The 17,482-nt window shown below is 60.2% G+C and carries 20 protein-coding genes; 16 read left to right on the top strand and 4 right to left on the bottom strand.

From position 1 onward, the window contains the following. Positions 1-11 precede the first annotated feature (11 nt). The 11 genes from QZ650_RS01360 to QZ650_RS01310 all read left to right on the top strand — a co-directional run bounded on the left by QZ650_RS01360 (position 12) and on the right by QZ650_RS01310 (position 8,078). Positions 12-470: a hydrogenase maturation protease gene (locus tag QZ650_RS01360; RefSeq protein ID WP_292521162.1), complete on the top strand. Its 459-nt coding sequence runs from the start codon at positions 12-14 to the stop codon at positions 468-470. A gap of 117 nt (positions 471-587) precedes the next feature. Beyond that, positions 588-1,226 carry a hypothetical protein gene (locus QZ650_RS01355; RefSeq protein WP_292521164.1) on the top strand — a complete coding sequence of 213 codons (639 nt, stop codon included), beginning with the start codon at positions 588-590 and terminating at the stop codon, positions 1,224-1,226. A 21-nt stretch (positions 1,227-1,247) separates the two neighbouring features. Continuing rightward, a complete protein-coding gene (locus QZ650_RS01350; protein WP_292521166.1) occupies positions 1,248-1,763 on the top strand; it encodes a hypothetical protein in 516 nt (171 codons plus the stop codon). Between the two features lie 40 nt (positions 1,764-1,803). Continuing rightward, on the top strand, positions 1,804-2,592 hold the full coding sequence (gene minD / locus QZ650_RS01345; RefSeq protein ID WP_292521168.1) for a cell division ATPase MinD: 789 nt from the start codon (positions 1,804-1,806) through the stop codon (positions 2,590-2,592). Between the two features lie 255 nt (positions 2,593-2,847). Then, positions 2,848-3,090: a 4Fe-4S dicluster domain-containing protein gene (locus QZ650_RS01340; protein WP_292522443.1), complete on the top strand. Its 243-nt coding sequence runs from the start codon at positions 2,848-2,850 to the stop codon at positions 3,088-3,090. After that, the gene (locus QZ650_RS01335) at positions 3,090-3,653 is read left to right on the top strand and encodes a hydrocarbon binding protein (contains V4R domain) (RefSeq protein ID WP_292521172.1); all 564 of its coding nucleotides are present in this window, start codon (positions 3,090-3,092) and stop codon (positions 3,651-3,653) included. The genes QZ650_RS01340 and QZ650_RS01335 overlap by 1 nt, the downstream gene beginning before the upstream one ends. Before the next feature lie 6 nt (positions 3,654-3,659). Then, on the top strand, positions 3,660-4,580 hold the full coding sequence (locus tag QZ650_RS01330; RefSeq protein WP_292521174.1) for a F420-nonreducing hydrogenase: 921 nt from the start codon (positions 3,660-3,662) through the stop codon (positions 4,578-4,580). After that, the gene (locus QZ650_RS01325) at positions 4,577-5,947 is read left to right on the top strand and encodes a Ni/Fe hydrogenase subunit alpha (protein WP_292521176.1); all 1,371 of its coding nucleotides are present in this window, start codon (positions 4,577-4,579) and stop codon (positions 5,945-5,947) included. The genes QZ650_RS01330 and QZ650_RS01325 overlap by 4 nt, the downstream gene beginning before the upstream one ends. Before the next feature lie 5 nt (positions 5,948-5,952). Further along, complete coding sequence (locus tag QZ650_RS01320; protein WP_248533150.1) at positions 5,953-6,300, top strand: roadblock/LC7 domain-containing protein; 348 nt, start codon at positions 5,953-5,955, stop codon at positions 6,298-6,300. Positions 6,301-6,304: 4 nt separating this feature from the next. Next, positions 6,305-6,976, top strand: a complete 672-nt coding sequence (locus QZ650_RS01315) for a roadblock/LC7 domain-containing protein (protein WP_292521180.1) — start codon at positions 6,305-6,307, stop codon at positions 6,974-6,976. Between the two features lie 163 nt (positions 6,977-7,139). Beyond that, positions 7,140-8,078 (top strand): NAD(P)-binding domain-containing protein, encoded by a 939-nt coding sequence (locus QZ650_RS01310; protein WP_292521182.1) that lies wholly within the window; start codon positions 7,140-7,142, stop codon positions 8,076-8,078. A gap of 185 nt (positions 8,079-8,263) precedes the next feature. Here the strand turns inward: QZ650_RS01310 and tes are convergent, their stop codons facing one another. Further along, positions 8,264-9,733 carry a tetraether lipid synthase Tes gene (tes, locus tag QZ650_RS01305; protein WP_292521185.1) on the bottom strand — a complete coding sequence of 490 codons (1,470 nt, stop codon included), beginning with the start codon at positions 9,731-9,733 and terminating at the stop codon, positions 8,264-8,266. A 139-nt stretch (positions 9,734-9,872) separates the two neighbouring features. Between tes and QZ650_RS01300 the strand changes: the two genes are divergently transcribed. Genes QZ650_RS01300 through argF form a run of 4 tightly spaced genes read left to right on the top strand, consistent with a single transcriptional unit; the run spans position 9,873 to position 13,125 of the window. Then, a complete protein-coding gene (locus QZ650_RS01300; protein WP_292521650.1) occupies positions 9,873-10,373 on the top strand; it encodes a CDP-2,3-bis-(O-geranylgeranyl)-sn-glycerol synthase in 501 nt (166 codons plus the stop codon). Further along, on the top strand, positions 10,367-10,879 hold the full coding sequence (gene pyrE, locus QZ650_RS01295) for an orotate phosphoribosyltransferase (protein ID WP_292521187.1): 513 nt from the start codon (positions 10,367-10,369) through the stop codon (positions 10,877-10,879). Before QZ650_RS01300 ends, pyrE begins: the two co-directional genes overlap by 7 nt. Positions 10,880-10,906: 27 nt before the next feature. Next, positions 10,907-12,199 carry a phosphoribosylamine--glycine ligase gene (gene purD, locus QZ650_RS01290; RefSeq protein WP_292521652.1) on the top strand — a complete coding sequence of 431 codons (1,293 nt, stop codon included), beginning with the start codon at positions 10,907-10,909 and terminating at the stop codon, positions 12,197-12,199. Continuing rightward, complete coding sequence (gene argF, locus QZ650_RS01285) at positions 12,196-13,125, top strand: ornithine carbamoyltransferase (RefSeq protein WP_292521189.1); 930 nt, start codon at positions 12,196-12,198, stop codon at positions 13,123-13,125. The genes purD and argF overlap by 4 nt, the downstream gene beginning before the upstream one ends. A 235-nt stretch (positions 13,126-13,360) precedes the next feature. Here argF and QZ650_RS01280 read toward each other — a convergent pair whose 3' ends face one another. Together QZ650_RS01280 and QZ650_RS01275 are read right to left on the bottom strand one after the other, a co-directional pair. Further along, positions 13,361-13,594: a hypothetical protein gene (locus tag QZ650_RS01280; protein WP_292521191.1), complete on the bottom strand. Its 234-nt coding sequence runs from the start codon at positions 13,592-13,594 to the stop codon at positions 13,361-13,363. Positions 13,595-13,606: 12 nt separating this feature from the next. Further along, positions 13,607-15,103 carry a methanogenesis marker 14 protein gene (locus QZ650_RS01275; protein WP_292521192.1) on the bottom strand — a complete coding sequence of 499 codons (1,497 nt, stop codon included), beginning with the start codon at positions 15,101-15,103 and terminating at the stop codon, positions 13,607-13,609. Between the two features lie 509 nt (positions 15,104-15,612). Here QZ650_RS01275 and QZ650_RS01270 point away from each other — a divergent pair. Further along, positions 15,613-16,017 (top strand): pyridoxamine 5'-phosphate oxidase family protein, encoded by a 405-nt coding sequence (locus QZ650_RS01270; protein ID WP_292521194.1) that lies wholly within the window; start codon positions 15,613-15,615, stop codon positions 16,015-16,017. A gap of 8 nt (positions 16,018-16,025) precedes the next feature. Here QZ650_RS01270 and QZ650_RS01265 read toward each other — a convergent pair whose 3' ends face one another. Continuing rightward, positions 16,026-17,213: an argininosuccinate synthase gene (locus QZ650_RS01265; protein ID WP_292521196.1), complete on the bottom strand. Its 1,188-nt coding sequence runs from the start codon at positions 17,211-17,213 to the stop codon at positions 16,026-16,028. Between the last annotated feature and the right edge of the window lie 269 nt (positions 17,214-17,482).

The raw sequence follows: 17,482 nt of genomic DNA, 5'->3' as shown, positions 1-17,482 counted from the left end.
GGAAGAAGACCATGCAGAAGAACCGGATTGGTATCATCGGGTGCGGAAATCCCCTCATGGGAAACGATGGAGCAGGGATCCTGGTGATGCGGCTCTTCAAAGGGAGGTACGCCGGGGTCGATTGCATCGACGGCGGCACCGGGGGGTTGGGCCTGATCCCCCTGATGGAAGGCTACGAGAAGGTCGTGATCGTCGATGCGATGATGGGCATCGGCGAGCATATCGGCGACGTCCGTGTCTTTGAGGCACCCCCGTCTTCGGGCCTCCCGGCATGTGCGCTCCACGACATCGGGATCGGGGAGGCGGTAGCGTTAGCCCGTGAGCTCGGGTATGCCGCAGACGTTGTGGTCATCGGGATTGAGGTGGGCGAGATCCGGGCATTCAGCCGGGAGATAGACCCGACGGTCGAGGAAGGGATCCGGGTTGCCGGGCAGGAGATCCGGAAGATCCTGCTGGAGATTGGCCTGTAAGCCCGCCGATGCCGTTAGAAATATGGAGATGAGGCACCAGGGTGTGTGGGTACCAGGATCATTTCAAAAGTTATAAATAGCAAGGTTTATTTCATACCTCTGCGCTGAGTTGTTTGTATGCAGCTGCCACGAGGTCAGTTCCATCGTCTTCTCAAGTCCACGGCACCCTGTGCCCTGATAGAAGAGATGGGCTCTACACGGTTTACCGGGATCTGCACGATCGTCCTTGGCAGTGAGAGCGCCGTCCTGGTGCTGAATGAAGGTCTGGTGGTGCTTGCCGAATATGGGGGCATAAAAGGTAGGCGCGCACTGGATGCGGTGTTGAAGGGCGAAACGAGCGAAGCGGCCGCAGAGTTAAACCTCCTGACATTTGAGCAGATCCGGCTCTCTCTGGAGTTCAACCGGCCGTTTGCGACCACGGATCCCGATGCCAAAGGGCCGGAAAGGCTATCGCCAGCGAAGGCTGGTCGGGAAGGTAAGGAACCGCCTGCCGGGAAGAAGAGGGCCGGTGAGGCTCCCCCGCAGAAGCATCCTCAAAAACCGCCCGCAGAGAAGCACCGGATCCCTATGCCGGGGGTGAAACCCATACAGGAGACAGCTGCAGCGCCTCCCTCCGGGAATGGCGAGATTGACACCCTCATGCGGAATATGGAGGAGATGGATGTTGAGCAACTCGTGAGCAGTTTCAGGGTAAACTGCAAGGATATGCTCCGCCGAATTCATCTCGATCATCTCATCCAGGATGGAGACACTTAATTGGCAGGAGCGGGTAGTTGAATGGATTCAGCAGGCATTATCCAGGTCTTCCTTGGTATCATCACAGTAACGGTCGTGGCCGGTTTCGCCGGCACCCTATACTTCCTCTCGAGGATCTCCACGGCACTCACCGGGCAGCTGCGCGGTGAGGTCTCCGGGGCTGCCGGGGTTCACGAAGAACCGGCACCCGTCGAGCCCGCGAAACCTCGCGGTGAGATCGATCCCGGGGATATAGGAAGCCTGGAAGAGTATATCGGGGCAATCGGGAAGAAGTATGGTCTTGCATCCTTCACGCTGGCAACCGCGGACGGTCTCCTGATCGGCTCGACAAAGCCCGGCAGCGAGGACGAGGCAGCCCGATACAGTTATCTCTACACCCAGGGCAGACTGCAGGACGAGACCGGGGCAGAACTCCTTGGCATACCCTATCGCGGGGAGACGGTGGTCGGTATCGTCCGCCCATCGGAGCATCTTTCCGCCGAACTGATGAGCGCACTGGAACAGGATACCCGGAATGCCCTGCAGTACTGGGTATAAGGCCGGTGAGCCTGGAGTGAATTAAATAACGAGTGATTTCATGGTAAAAGTGTACACAATTGCGTCCGGTAAAGGCGGTACCGGCAAGACGACGGTCACGGCCAACCTGGGGCCGATGCTGGCCCGGTACGGGAAGAGGACATGCATCCTGGATGCCGATGTCGGGATGGCGAACCTTGGCCTCATTCTCGGGCTTGAGGATCTGCCGGTGACCCTGCATGAGGTGCTGGCAGGCAAAGCACGTGTCAGGGATGCCATCTACGACGGACCGTTCGGCGTGAAGGTGGTCCCGTGCGGGCTCTCGCTGCAGGGTTTCCAGCAATCGAACCCGGACCGGTTAAAAGACGTCATGACCGACCTTGTGAGTGAGTTCGATATCCTGATCCTGGATGCTCCTGCAGGGATCAGCAGGGACGGCGTCATCCCGCTGACCATCGCCGATGGAGTGATCCTTGTCATAAACCCCGAGATCTCCTCGATCGTCGACGCCTTAAAGACGAAGATCCTGACCGAGACTGTCGGCGGACACATCGAAGGGGCGATCATCAACCGGGTTGCCGGTAGCGGGGACGAGTTTAACCGCGCACAGATGGAGAAGCTCCTCGGGGTCCGGGTCCTCGGGGTCATACCCGAAGATGCCAACGTTCGGCGTGCGTCTGCCGGCAGGTCGCCGATCGTGGCGAAGTATCCGTCGTCCGACGCTTCCCGGGCCTTTAAGCGTATATCTGCCGATATAGTCGGCATCGAGTATATCGAAGAGCAGACGCCCGTGCCACGGGAAGGGTTCGTCGATCGGCTGGCCCGTGTCCTCTTTCGGGCAAAAGCCTGAAGTTCGAGGATCATCGGCAACCGTCTTTTTTTGATTGCGCCGGGTGCGTGACATGCCGGCGGACCAGGGCTCATCCGGCGAGGGATCGAACGTATCAGTGCGATTGGGGTACACTCTTTCCCGGATAGCCTACAAACGTGAAGAAAATGCGCAATATCTCCAATTCTGCTCTATAATAATTCCTCTTGCGTCGATTAAGATATATATAACTATATTTTAATATCAGGAGGTGATAATCACATTCAGAGGCTCATAATGGATATACGTGTGGATAAGGATGCGTGCGTCGGGTGCGGTCTCTGCGTCAAAGACTGCCCGATGCACGTGTACGAACTCCAGGATAATGTGAGTGTTCCGGTCAGGCCGAATAACTGTATGGGGTGCCTGTCCTGTCACGAGATCTGTCCGGCCCAGGCGCTCGAGCATCGCGGCATCTACCCGGCCCGGAGACACTACATCGACATCAAGGTCTGTGAGATGCTCCGAAAGGTGATCTGATGAGCGCAGGTTACATTGACGAACTGCACGAGGCCTTTCACTCTGATCTCGTCTATCGTGCCGAGGAGATTCCGCTTGAGTGTTCGCCGCGGCCCAAAGAGATGGAACAGACGCTCCATGGAGTGATGAAACTCAATGGTCTCGTTATCCGGTCGCTTGAGGAGATCGCAGGCAGGGGCGCAAACGCAGTCACCTATCGGGCCGGTAAGAAGTTCGGCCACGAGGTCGCCCAGTACTTCCAGAAACGTGAAGATGTGGAGGGGGCCCTCCATGAGCTCTCCGACCTGCTGCGCGGCCAGTATTCCTTTGAGGTCTGGAAGCCCGAGGATAAGGAGACGTTCATCATTGAGGAGAACGGCGAGACCTTCATCTACCTCGTCTTCCACGACTGCATCGTTCGTCAGACGCTCCGGCGCAACGGCCTCGACCAGGGCGGCCCGCTCTGCCAGACGCTCTTTGGCTACGTCGTCGGCGCAATCGAGGAGATCACCGGCAGGAAAGCCAAACTGGAGATCGTCCACACCGGCCCGAATGCCTGCTTGAAGAAACTGGTTCTGAAATGAGGCGGAATGATGAAGATCGCTATTGAGGAACTGGCCGGATGCTCCGGGTGTACGATCGCGGTGCTCGACCTCCACGAGATGCTCCTTGATGTCGTCGCGGAGGCGGATATCGTCTACTCGCCGGTGATCATGGATGTAAAGGAGCCCCCTGAAGGTATCGATATTGCGTTCGTCACCGGGGCGGTCCGCAACGTCGAGAACCGCGAACGCCTTGAGAAGATCCGGAAGCGGTCAAAGACGCTGGTGGCGCTCGGAACCTGCGCCTGCTACGGGGGGATATCGGGTCTCTCGATGCTGAGTTCTAACGAAGACATCTTCTCCTGCGTCTACCGCGAGGTGGAGACGGCGAAACCCGACGGGGTTATCCCGACGGACGTGCCGCCGTTCCTTTACCGGGCGTTTGCGGTGGGCGACCTTGTGAAGGTCGATTACTACATCACGGGTTGCCCGCCCAAAGAGGCGTTCTTAAAGGAGATCATCCCGGCGATGGTCGCAGGTAAAACCCTTGAACTCTCGCGCAAATCCGTCTGTTCCGAGTGCGACCGAACCATGGGGCCGGTCGAGAACTGGACGCTTATCCGGCGGCATGAGGGTGTTCCCGACCGTGAGCATTGTCTGCTTGGGCAGGGTTACCTCTGTCTTGGAAGCGTCACCTTCGGCAGGTGCGCCGCGGCCTGCCCGAAGAACAACATACCGTGCCACGGGTGCAACGGCCCGTCGCTCGATATCCTCCGAGAACCCTGCCGCGACATCCACGGCATGATGGTGCGGCGGATCTCGGATCTCACCGATAAACCCGCAAAAGAAGTGGAGAAGGAGCTCTACGACGTCGCCCACACGATGTACGCCTTCACCATCGGGAGCCTGATCATGGAAGACAAGGAGAACTCAAAGATCCGGGACCTTGTTAAGGAGAGGAGCGGATGAAGGAGATCACGATCAGTCCGGTGACCCGGATTGAGGGGCATGCCGGTGTGAAGGTCTACCTCAACGAACAGGGAGGGGTCGACTCGGCCCACTTCCAGGTCGCTGAGCTCAGGGGGTTTGAGAAGTTCCTCGTCGGCGCTGCGATCGAGGAAGCGCCCCGGATCACACCCCGCATCTGCGGTATATGCCCTTCGGCGCATCACCTGGCGGCGGCGAAGGCGACCGACCAGATCTTCGGCGTTGAACCGCCCGCGACCGGGAGGAAACTCCGGGAACTCCTCAACATCGGCCAGTTCGTCCACTCCCACGCCCTCCACTTCTTCATGCTTGCGGCCCCGGACTTCATCCTGGGCCATGACGCACCGGCGGAGACGCGGAACGTCATCGGGCTTGCCCGCCAGTCGCCTGAGATCGCAAAGAAGGCGATCGCGGTCCGGAAGTTCGGCCAGCGCCTGACGGAAGCGGTCGGCGGCAAACCCATCCACCCGGCAAATGCGCTCCCCGGGGGGATGTCGGCGCCGCTCAAGGAGGGTCAGAGATCGGAGCTGGCCGCTATGGCCGGGGAAGCGCTCGGGATCGCCCGTGAAGGGTGGGATATCGCCCGTAACCTCCTTGACGGCGTCGATACGGAGGTCGGGGCTGTAAAGACCGGGTTTATGGGCATGACCAACCACGGGCTCTATTCGACCTACGGGGGTCCCGTTGCGATGCTCAGGGCCGATGGGGGCCGGATCGGCTCGTTCTCGAGTCAGGAATACACGAACTTCATCGAAGAATACTCGGAGGACTGGTCCTACCTGAAGTTCGCCCGGTTCAAAGGCGGAGACTACTACCGGGTCGGACCGCTCGCCCGGCTCAACATCGTCGAGAGGATGGGTACGGAAGACGCGGACGCCGCCCTCGCAGAGTACCGAGAGCGGTTCGGCACCGTCGCCCAGGCTGCGCTCGCCTACCACCTGGCACGCTACATCGAGTTCGTTGCCTCGTGCGAGCGGGCAGTGGAACTTCTCTCGGACCCCGGCATCACCGCTACAGACCTCCGGACTCCGGCTGGAAAGGTCGTGAACCGGCGGGGTGTCGGGATCATCGAGGCTCCTCGGGGGACCCTGATCCACGATTATACCGTCAATGAGGCCGGCATCATCGAGCGGTGCAATCTCATTGTGGCGACATGCCAGAACAATTACGCGATCGACCGCGGCGTGGAGGATATGGCGCGCCGGGTGGTGGAGAACGGAGCGTTGACTGACGGGGCGGCAAACCGCATCGAGATGATCATCAGGGCGTATGACCCCTGCATATCGTGCGCAACCCATGCAATCGGGCGGATGCCCCTCCGGATCGAACTTCAGAAGAGCGTGAGGTGATATGGATGCTTAAACAGATCCTTGGTGAGTTTCTGAAACTTGACGGGGTTACCGCCGCGGTCGTGGCGGGACGGGACGGCTTTGTGATCGAGAGCGTCGTTGCGGGGGACGTGGATGTCGAGGCTCTGGGCGCCATGGCATCGACCGGCATGGGTACGTCTGAAGCCATGAGCAACGAGCTCGGGAAGGGAGAGATGTATCAGATGCTCGTCGAACTGGAGAATGGGCCCATCCTGCTCTCCCCGCTCTCCGAGGACGAGTTGATCGCCATCGTGGCGGACGCAAACGTCAACGTCGGGCGGATTCGATACGAACTGAAGAAGAACCGGGACCGGATAACCGCTGCTCTGTGAGACGATGCTACCCGACGGCGTCTCACTCGGGCGGATGCAGGGGCCTCTCGCAGCCCTTGCCTCCATCAGTCCCCGGTTCACGGGAGCAGTGCGTATCGACGGCCCCGGGGGGACCGGTTTTCTCCTGGTCCAGAGCGGGAGCCCGTATGCGGCCGCGTTCGAGAGCATCGACGGCAATCTGCTGCTTGGTGGAGATGAAGCCCACAGGTACCTGCTTGGCCGGCCGTCCCTCGATTACGAACTCGTTGCGTACACCGCCGGAGAGACCGAGGCTGCCCGGGAGGTCTCCCGGAGGAGAGGGTATCTGGTCAACGGAGACGGTGCAACGCCTGCTGCCCCGGCCGGGCCGATGAGCACGGAGAGTCTTGAGCAGGTTGCCCGGCAGCCGGGCGTCATTGCCGTCTCGGTCTTTCACGAAGGGTTTGCCCTTCAGTCGCTCGGCTCAGCGGACTTCGAGCAGGTGGCCGCGGTCGCCGAGGACCTGCTCCGGGCCGGCACCCGGATCACGGCCGATATGGAGATGGGGCGTCTCTCCCAGGTGATCCTTGAGACACCGGCAGGGAAGTTCATCATCGCACCTTACGGGGATCTCTTTCTCTGCATACTCGCAAAGCCCGACGCCAACCTCGGTCTGATCCGGCTCTCGATACGGGGCATGCAGGACGGGCCGGCCTGATCGGTGAGTATGGGGCAGCTCCCTTTCTCTTTTGCACCCACAGGTTAATCTCTCTGAAGCATGGAATGGGTTCCATGCATCTCACTGCCACACCGGAACTCCGGCCGGCCATAGCCCTTCCGCGACGGACCGAGAGGTTGCCCTGCCGGGGGGCGGTCGCCGGATGAAGTATTATCCGGTCCACTCGGGATATCCGCCGTATGCCACGGTAAACCAGGCAATCGAGGCGGCCTTTGCTGAGCACGGGAGAGGGAACGTCCAGATGCCGCCGAAGGTCTATGTGACGTTTGTCCAGACTGGGGATTTCCGGACGATGCCTGCCTACCTCCCGGCGCTTGAGATTGCCGGGGTGAAGATCGTCAATGTCCACCCTGATAACCGGGCACGGGGTCTTCCCACCGTCATGGCCCTCACGGTGATCATCGATGTGGAGACCGGCACGCCGGAGGCGATCGTCAACGCCACCGAACTTACGGCAATGCGTACCGGTGCGGCGGGAGCCATCGCCGCGAGGCACCTTTCACCCCGGCGGTCCGTCACCCTCGGCGTCATCGGAACCGGACGGCAGGCCGAGGCGCTCGTCGAGGCGACGGCTGCAACGCTCACGATCGAGAAGATCCTGGCCTGGAGCCGGACTGAGAAGAGTGCAGAGGCGTTTGCAGCCCGTTACGCGGAGTATGACGCTCAGGCTGTCTCGATCGAGCGCGCCTCTGACTGTGACGTCCTCCTCACGACGACGCCGTCGACGAAACCGCTCGTGATGGCGGACTGGATCCACGAAGGGACGCACATCAACGCGATCGGCGCGGATGCGCCTGGCAAACAGGAACTGGACCCCGCCCTCCTGCTGATGGCAGAGGTCTTCGTCGACGATCCCGGCCAGGCGATCCACTCGGGTGAAGTGAACGTCCCGATCAGCACCGGCCTCTACGACTCCGGCCGGATTGCAGGAACCCTCGGCGAGGTCGTCATCGGGAAGAAAGGCCGATCGAGTCCCGACGCTATCACGATATTCGACTCCACCGGGCTTGCCATACAGGACCTCGCCATTGCCGCCCTTGTCGCGCGGAAAGAGGAAGGGTATGAACTGCCGTTTCCCTGATACTCCCGGGGTATAACCGGGTGCCCCGGCCCCTGTGCGTCTCGTGAAGCGTGAAACTGCGCAACGATGGCTGAAATGTATCGGTCGTGGTGTAAGCCGTCCGGCCATCAGCATACCATCCCGGGCAACCGCATCATGGCGCAAAAAAGTTCATCCGGGGGATCACCCCCGGTCAAGATGGGCCGTTACTCGTCTTTTTTGGGCTGCGCGAAGGCTTTCCAGACCTTCTCCCGGTAGACCGGACCGCTGTTGTAGGTGCAGAACGGGATCAGGCGGCCGTCGGGTGTCGCGTAGTGGATACAGCACCGCTCCACCCTGGAGAGGTCGTAGTTGTAGCAGTCCATGAAGTGCATCGTGCCGATGAAGAGAGCGTTCCAGTGGAACTCGCGCAGAGCTTCGAAGTTCTGCATTACGAGCGTCTTTCCGATCAGTTTGAGGAACTCTCCGGTATTCTTCTGCTCCGCCTTCCGCGTGGAGCCGTAGAGGTCCTTGACGCCCTCGACGAGGGTCACATACTTATTGAGCGACCCACCTTTCGCGAGCTTCGCCCCCATCTTCTCGACCGATTCAAAGAAGGCGTCGACGTCGACCATCTTATTTATCGGGACCATCCCTTCCTCGGTGATAAAGACGTAGGTCGCCGCACCACAGTGCTGGTGCGTGGTGAACGTGACCTGGGGTTTGCCGGTGTACTCCTCAACGAGTTCGGAGATCGGGACGACGCAGGGCACGGGGTAGAAGTATTCCTTCTTGATCACCCCATCTGTCTGCTCCTCGATCCGCTCTGCAAGTTCCGGGATGGTGATCCGCTCTTCCCTGACGTCATCCTCGCTTGCCGCCCCGGTGAAGGCCACCGGCTGGAAGTTGACGCCCCGGATGGTCCTGATGTGCTCGGCGGCGTATTGAATGATGGCGCCCACCTCGTGGTCGTTCTTGCCCTTGATGACCGTGGGCACCAGCACCATCCCTAACCCGATCTTCTCGCAGTTCTCGATGGCCCGCCGGTCACTTGCGAGTTTTGGATTGGTCTCGCGGGATATGCCGTCGAAGTGCAGGTAGACGGTGGAGAGCCCTGCTTCCTTGAGCTGTCTGGCGTAGTCGGGCTCCTGGGCGAGTCTGATTCCGTTTGTCGCGACCTGCACCTGATACAGCCCAATCTCCTTTGCCTTTCGGATGAGTTCGGGGAGATCGTCGCGCAATGTCGGTTCTCCGCCGGAAAATTGAACCGCTGGCGCCGGCACAGGCTTTTCCTCGCGCAGCATGCGTAGCATATCCACGACCTGATCAAATGTCGGTTCGTAGACAAAACCGCATGCCCGCGCATTCGCAAAGCAGAAGTCACAGTTAAGGTTGCACCGGTTCGTCAGATCGATATTTGCGAGCAACGTGGTTGACCGGTGGTTCTGACAGATGCCGCAGTCATTCGGGCACCCTGCAGGGGACGAGGCCTTCTGCGGGTTTGAGATGCCATGTCCGATGCGCTCGTAGGCGTCGAACCTCCGGTACATCTCTGCGTCCGACCAGTAGAGGGCCCGGTACATGCCATGCTCTGGGCAGGTACGGACCAGCCAGACCTTCCCCTCTCCCTCAACGATATCGGCGTCGAGGATGCGGCCGCACGTTGGACAGAGGCTCTTTGTCTTTTTTATCAGCATTTTCTCACCGTGCCCATCGAAGTTCTATCTCATATTTCGACACTTTAATCTTTATATTTACTGATTGTAATGGATATTGGCGTTTCTGGATATGGACATCGGCTACTGGATCGTGTCGTTGCTTGCGGCATTGTGGATCATGCTTCCGGCGTACGTGCCGAACTCAGCGGCTGCACTCTTCGGCGGAGGAACCCCAATCGATCTTGGGAAGACGTTCACCGACGGGAGAAGGATCTTTGGTGACGGCAAGACCTACCGGGGATTCTTCGGTGGCGTCCTCAGTGGAGTACTGGTGGGTCTCATCGAGATCTGGGTCTGGTCCTCGTTCAGCCTGACGGCGCTTCCGAATCAGACCATTCTCTCCGTGACTCTGCTTGCGTCGGGTGCTCTCCTCGGCGATCTCGCCAAGAGCTTCCTGAAGCGGAGGCTGGGCAAGGAGCGGGGCGAGTCCTGGTTCCTGGCCGATCAGTATGACCTGGTTATCGGTTCCTTTCTGCTCATCCTCCTGGTTTACCCCCAGTGGTTGTTGGAGAATATTACCTTACCCGTTGCCGTCTGGATCATCATCGTGACACCGCTGCTTCACCGGATAGTGAACATTATCGGTTATTACATCGGAGTTAAAGACGTACCATGGTAAACCCTATCGCGACACTGTTGCTTGAGAGCGGGGCTATCGAGTTCGGGGACTTTGTCCTTGCATCCGGAGCCCGGAGCACCTACTACATCGACATCAAGGCTGCAACAACAAACCCTACCATTCTTGCGGCAATCGGAGAAGCCATTGCCGAAGCCCATGAGTTTGATATGGTTGCCGGGGTGGCCGTCGGTGCCGTTCCGATTGCTGTCGCCGTCTCGCTCGCGAGCGGTCGGCCCTACGCGATCATCAGGAAGGCAGAGAAGGACCACGGCAAGGCCGGGGCGATCATCGGCGACGTGAAGGATAAGCGCGTGCTGCTGGTCGAAGACGTGACCACATCCGGGGGAAGCGCCCTCTACGGTCTTGCAGCACTGCGTGCCGCAGGGGCGCATGTCGACCGGGTAGTAACCGTCGTTGACCGGGAAGCGGGCGCCCATGAGGCGCTTGCAGAAAAAGGGGCGTCGCTTCTTGCTCTTGTGCGGGTCAGTGAGCTGCTGGACGGATAAACATTTTTTTAAGAGCAGACGAATATGATGGATATGAAAGTACTCGTTGTAGGTGGTGGTGGCAGGGAACATGCGATCACCAGGGCGCTTTCCTGCAACAGCGGCGTGAGAATATTTTCTGTTATGGCACGCAAGAATCCAGGGATTGCCCGGCTCGCGGAGCGGGTGCTCCTTGAAAAAGAGACCAATATCCCGGAGATAATACAATTCGCCACCGAGAATGCGGTTGATGTTGCGGTCATCGGGCCAGAGGCGCCCCTTGAGGCGGGCATCGTCGATCACCTCGAAGCGGCGGGGATACCATCTCTCGGGCCGACCCGTGCAGCGGCCCGGCTTGAGACGGATAAGGCGTTCTGCCGCCGCCTGATGGAGCGGCATGAGATTGCGGGATGCCCGGATTACCGGGTCTTCCACGACCCGGAGGAGGCACGGCAGTTCATCGAGACCTACGACGGCGACCTCGCTATCAAGCCCATCGGCCTTACCGGCGGGAAGGGGGTGCGGATCATGGGCGAGCATGTCGATACTGCGGGGGCTGTCGAGTATGCCCGGGAGATCGGGGGCGACGTCGTGCTGGAAGAGCGGCTCATCGGCGAGGAGTTCACCCTTCAGGCGTTCGTCGACGGCGAGCACCTGGTGCCCATGCCGCTCGTCCAGGACCACAAACGTGCATACGAGGGTGATGTGGGGCCGAACACCGGGGGGATGGGCTCGTACTCCCTGCCGGACCACATGCTCCCGTTTGTCGCACGTTCTGACTACGAGAAGGCGCTCCGGATCATGGAGGATACAGTCGCGGCCATGCAGGCTGAGGGGACGCCCTACCGGGGGATCCTCTACGGCCAGTTCATGAACACCCGCGACGGCCCGAAGGTCATCGAGTTCAACGCCCGGTTCGGAGACCCTGAGGCGATGAACGTCCTCTCGCTCCTGGAAACGGACTTCTCCGAGATCATCCGTCATGTCACGGAGGGAGACCTCTCGCCGTCGCATGTCCGGTTTGCTCATAAGGCGACGGTCTGCAAGTACCTCGTCCCCGAAGGCTACCCGGAGGCCCCGATGACCCATGAGCCTCTCGCCATCGGCGACTATGGTGACGCTCTCCTCTACTACGCAAACGTCGAGGAGCGGGACGGGACGCTCTACACCCAGACGTCGCGGACGCTCGCGTTCGTCGGGAGAGGGGAGACGCTCGAAGAGGCCGAGGAGATCGCCGAGAAGGCGGCGGCGTCCGTCTCTGGCCGCGTCTTCCACCGCAAGGATATCGGCACCCGGGCGGTTCTCGAGAGGCGGTGCCGGCATATGAGGGAGATTGCATGAAGAAGGACTTTCTCTCGATCATCGATATCGACGAGTTTGAGCTGGAGAGCATCGTCGCCGACGCAATGCGCTTAAAGCGGCTGAAGAGTGCAGGGGCTGCGCATGAGTTTCTTGGCGGGAAGAGCCTCGGGATGATCTTTGAGAAGGCGTCGACCCGCACCCGTGTCTCGTTCGAGGTGGGAATGACCGACCTCGGCGGCCACGCGCTCTTCTTAAACCCCCAGGATATGCAACTCGGGCGGGGCGAGGAGGTTCGGGATACGGCGCGGGTGCTTGCCCGCTACGTCGATGCGGTGATGATCCGTGCCTACAGCCACGCCACCATCGAGGAGTTCGCCCGCTACTCGACGGTCCCGGTCATCAACGGCCTCTCGGACCGGCTGCACCCCTGCCAGGTGCTGGCCGACATCATGACCTTGAGCGAGCGGTTCGGCGATCTCCACGACCTGAAACTCGCGTGGGTCGGGGACGGCAACAACGTCTGCAACTCGTGGATCCTCTCCTCGGCCCTGACCGGGATGGAGATTGTGGTCGCAAGCCCCGATGGCTACCAGCCAAAAGTTGAGGTCATTGATCTGGCACGGGCGCGAGGCGCTAGGGTCAGCGTCGTCACGGACCCTGCGGAGGCCGCCCGGGATGCGGACGTCCTCTACACCGATATCTGGGTCTCGATGGGTGATGAGCAGGAGCGTGCGGAGCGCCTGCGGGCCCTCAAGAACTACACGATAGACTCCCGCCTTCTGGCGCAGGCATCAGACGACGCTCTCGTGATGCACTGCCTCCCCGCCCACCGGGGCGAGGAGATCACCGACGAGGTGATGGAAGGGCCGCAGAGCGTCGTCTGGGACCAGGCTGAGAACCGGCTCCACGCACAGAAGGCGCTCCTTGTTAGGCTGATCGCCGGCGGGATGCCGGCGACGGATTAAACATCCCGCGACCGTTCCACCTCGGATTCAACGGGTGCAATCGGTTATGGGCTCTTCCCGACCTGGGCGTCACAGTGTCTCCTGGCGGGGGGAGCCTATCCTGGAGAATGCCGGGATGACCTCAGGTAGTCCCTGTCTGACCGGTCCACCTGCAACCGTCCCGGCTTACATGACTCAGCCCGGGGTTATGCCGTACGCGACGATCCCGCGGCGCACGAATCCAAAAAAAAGGTATCTATTCCGCGATGAACTCTTTGAGTTGCGTAAAGAGGTAATTCTGCACCTCTTCGACGACCTCTCTCTTTCCGCGGAATGCAATCAGTTCTCTCGCGTCCCCGTCCATGTTTGCAAACGACAGTTTCTGCGGCCGCCGCACCACTTCCACGTCGTACTTCTCGACGACATCGTAGATCATCTTCCGGGGCACGCCCGGGGGGACAAGTAGATCAAACAGTTCTTCTTCAGCCATTATTACCAGATCCTACTTTCCTATTTTGATCCGGCGGGACATAATACATGGCCCTCCCCGCACCCCGCCGAGCGGGGCCTTCGGTTTCCCGAGGGAGTTCATGCACCGCCCCATCAGTGCTGCTCCTCGGGCAAGACCGTCGTCCACGAAGACCAGATGGTCATTTGGTGTGTCGTAGAGGTTCCGCTCCGTTATCCCCTCGAGAATGTACTCGGGCTTCCTCCCCGATATCGCCGCCCGCCCCGTGAATCCGATCGACGAGTTCGGCGGGACCATTCCCTTCTCGATGGCGACATCGATGAGCCGGAGCGCCATCCTCGCGCAGACACGGTCGACGACCTCGGTCAGCATGCCCATGCCGTGCTTCTCGTGGATTTCGCGCCCGATCTCTTCGAGCGCAGGCATCTCGCTGCCGTTGACGCCGGAGTCACACCCGATAAGGGCGACGCCCGATTTGTCGGCAACGTCGGCGCAGACAGGGACCCGGCCGAACCTCGTCCGGTCGGGCGGGACGATCCGGATGTCGATGTGCTCGTGGCAGCGGTTGACGTAATCCTCGACGACGGAGCGTTTCCTGCCCCCGAACGCGCCCTTGATGCTGTGGTCGCCGAAGAGGTCGAGGGCTGTCCCCGTCCTATTCTTCACAAGCCCCGTGCCCCGGACGATTGCGTCCGGTATGGCACCCGCGAGCCCGCAGAAGTTCCCGATCGTCTGGGCGAACGGGTTCGGGTTGTCGGGTGCGACGTCGCTCGTGATCCGGCCGTCGAGTGTGGTCCCGAAGTCGATCGAGATGCAGGGGTTCCGGAAGTCGACCGGCGTCCATTTGGCGCCTTCCTTGATCCCCGCCATCGCAAGCTCGCCTTCCATCTCGTTTGCCACCATCTCGACGCCGGTACATCCGACCGGCGGCACGACGCCGGCAACCGCGCCGACGAAGACCAGACGGTCGGCGAACGAGAACTGCCGGAGTTTCGGGGGGAGGTTGTCGATCGACATCGGCGGTGTCATCTTCCGCGGGGGAACACCGGCTTCGAGGCAGCCGTTTGCAAGCGCGATGATGAAGTCCCCGACCTGGTCGGGGGAGTCCATCGCCGCCACGACACCGGTGCTCCTGACGACGAAGTCGAGATCGTCCTTGATGCTCAGGTGAGCCTCGTTATGACACCGGATCAGGGTATCGCGCACCAGTTCCGTGACCGATTCCCGGGTCAGTTCCGTGCCGTCTAGGGTTGCCCCGAAGACTGTCTCGCCCGGTTTCGGTGGCCGGACGTCACGGCTCATGGTCACGGTCTTGTTGATGACGTAGGACCTGCCCGTTTCGAGATTCGTGCCGGTCAGAATACACTTCGTCGTGGTATTGCCCATCTCGACAGAGGCCACAATAAAATAAGGCTTCACCCGGTACTCGGGAACACCGGCACCCGCTCCGTGGGAGATCGACGGCGGAGGCGGGCTTTCGACGATATGGGGGGTAGGTTTGAAAAAGCGCTCCAGAAAACGGGCACACATAATAGTCTTTTCCCCGTCTCGCACTTTATACCTTTCCATGATTCCAGACCGTTCCAGTGACCCCGGGAGAGAGGAAATCCTCCAGAAAACTCTTCATCCGGTTCCCGGGACGGCAGTACGGCTTCTCCAGCAGGACGTGTTCGGGCGATGTTTGGCGCCCCGGTCCGAAGCCAGGAGTTTGAAGGGGCTCCGATCTTTGCTGTGCAGGAGCGTGAGAAAGTATTGGGCTTTAAGTCGCGAACGGAGTGACCGTAAGGCGTCAAACGCGATTGGCAGCTGCCCGGCAAGGTTGACGAGAAAAAAGCACCTACAGCGGACCGTGGCGATATCTGCTGAAATCCCGGGGTGGATTGTGACGCTTCAGGCAGATCTGGTAGTATCACCGCCGAACGGCCGGCACTGCCGGTTCCGGCAGAGCCCTTATATATGCACAGCACGGATAACCACACTACCGGACAGGCTGCGGCGCCTCGCCGCGCCCGCTCCGCTCCCCGGGGGAGGTAAATCGTATGGTTGGACTTTCAGGCGATATTAAGGAGATATTTACAAAAACCAAAGTCATGCCGATGGCCACGGCATCAAAGAGCGGCGTCCCGAACGTGGCGCCGATGGCGTCGATCCAGCTCGTCGGCGACGATACCATCTGGATCATGGACAACTACATGGCAAAGACGCTTGACAACCTCAAAGAGAACCCTGTTGTGGCCCTCTACTTCTACGACCAGGAGACCAAGCGCTGCTTCCAGGTGAAGGGCGCGACAGAGATCAAGACGTCCGGCCCCGATTACGAGAAGTTCCGCGACCAGGTGAGGACGAAGGGCCACCAGTACCCGGCAAAATCGCTCATCGTCATCAAGATCACCGACGTCTTCGAGTGCACGCCGGGAAAAGAGGCAGGGAAGAAGGTGCTTTAAGCACCTCTTCAACATTTCTTGCGGTTTTTGAGCAGGCGAGCCTGCAGCCCGAAGTAATTCGAGAACCCGACGGCGTGGTTCTGGTCGATCGTCGTCGAGTCGAAGGAGACGAGATCGTCCGAGTAGAGCCCGGCATCCGAGTTCCGGCCGAGCACCCTGACGCTGCCTTTGTAGAGGCCGACATCCACGGTGCCGTTCACCCGTTCCTGCGTCGTGTTGATGAACGCGTTCAGCGCGTAGAAGAGCGGTTCGTGGACGAGTCCCATGTAGGCGAGTTCGGACCACCTGTCGTCGACGATATGCTTGAACGCGAGTTCGGAGCGGGTCAGAACGAGGTGCTCAAGGTCCCGGTGCGCCGCAAGGAGGACGGTTGCGGCCGGGTGCTCGTAGTTCTCGCGGGCCTTCAGGCCGAGGATCCGGTCCTCGATCATGTCGTTGCGGCCCACCCCGTTTCGTCCGGCAATACGGTTCAACTCCTTGATCAGGGCGATGCCGGGGAGTCTCTTCCCGTTGATGCCGACCGGGATACCCTTCTCGAACTCGATCCGGACCTCCTCCATGGTGTCGGGGGCATCCTTCGGGGAGACCGTCCAGGCATAGATCTCCTCCGGCGGGTGGAAGGCCGGGTCCTCGAGGTTGCCGCCCTCGATGCTCCGGCTCCAGAAGTTCTCGTCGATGCTGTAAGGCTTGTCCTTTACGACGGTCACCGGGACGTTATGCTCCTCTGCGTAGCAGATCTCCCACTCACGGGTCAGGTTCATCTCCCGCATCGGCGCAACGATGTCGTAGCCGGCGGCCCGGAAGATGAAGTCGAACCGGAGCTGATCGTTTCCTTTGCCGGTGCACCCGTGTGCGATCTTTGATGCGCCTTCCTTCTCTGCGACCTTCACGATCTCCTCGGCGATCAGCGGGCGGGCGAGCGCCGTGCCCATCGGGTAGCCCTCGTATGACCCGTTTGCTTTTATCGAGGGGAAGATACAGTCAGATACGAACTTCTCCTTCGCATCGATGGTGTAGTGCTTGTCTGCAAGCATCTGGCCCTTCTCTGTTGCCCGGGTAATATCCTCCTCGGGCTGGCCCACGTCGACTGCAACGGTGACGATCTCGTCAAACCCGTAGTGCTCGCGCAGGAGGGGGATACAGATGGAGGTGTCGAGACCTCCCGAAAATGCTAGGACGACTTTTCCCTTTTCCATGGTATTGATCTCCGCGTTCCTGGTTTCTGTCTGAAAGACAGTCTGGAGTAATCTACATTGGTATGATCTTTCACCCAATAAAAGAAATGGTATTGATGGGCGCACGGGGGGAGCCGGAACCGTTTCCGGGATTTATTGAGGTCGGGAGGTGCCGGAGAGCCAGGGCTCGGAGGGGCACAGGAGACCTTTCGTAACCCCGATGATCCTCCGCGCGACCGGGACGTTCGAACAGATGGGTAGGAGATTGTGATCTGAAAAAAATGAGGATT

The organism is Methanoculleus sp., from assembly GCF_020696975.1.
Classification (GTDB): domain Archaea; phylum Halobacteriota; class Methanomicrobia; order Methanomicrobiales; family Methanoculleaceae; genus Methanoculleus.
The sequence above is the reverse complement of the archived record's forward strand: the minus strand, read 5'-3'. Positions and strand labels throughout refer to the sequence as shown.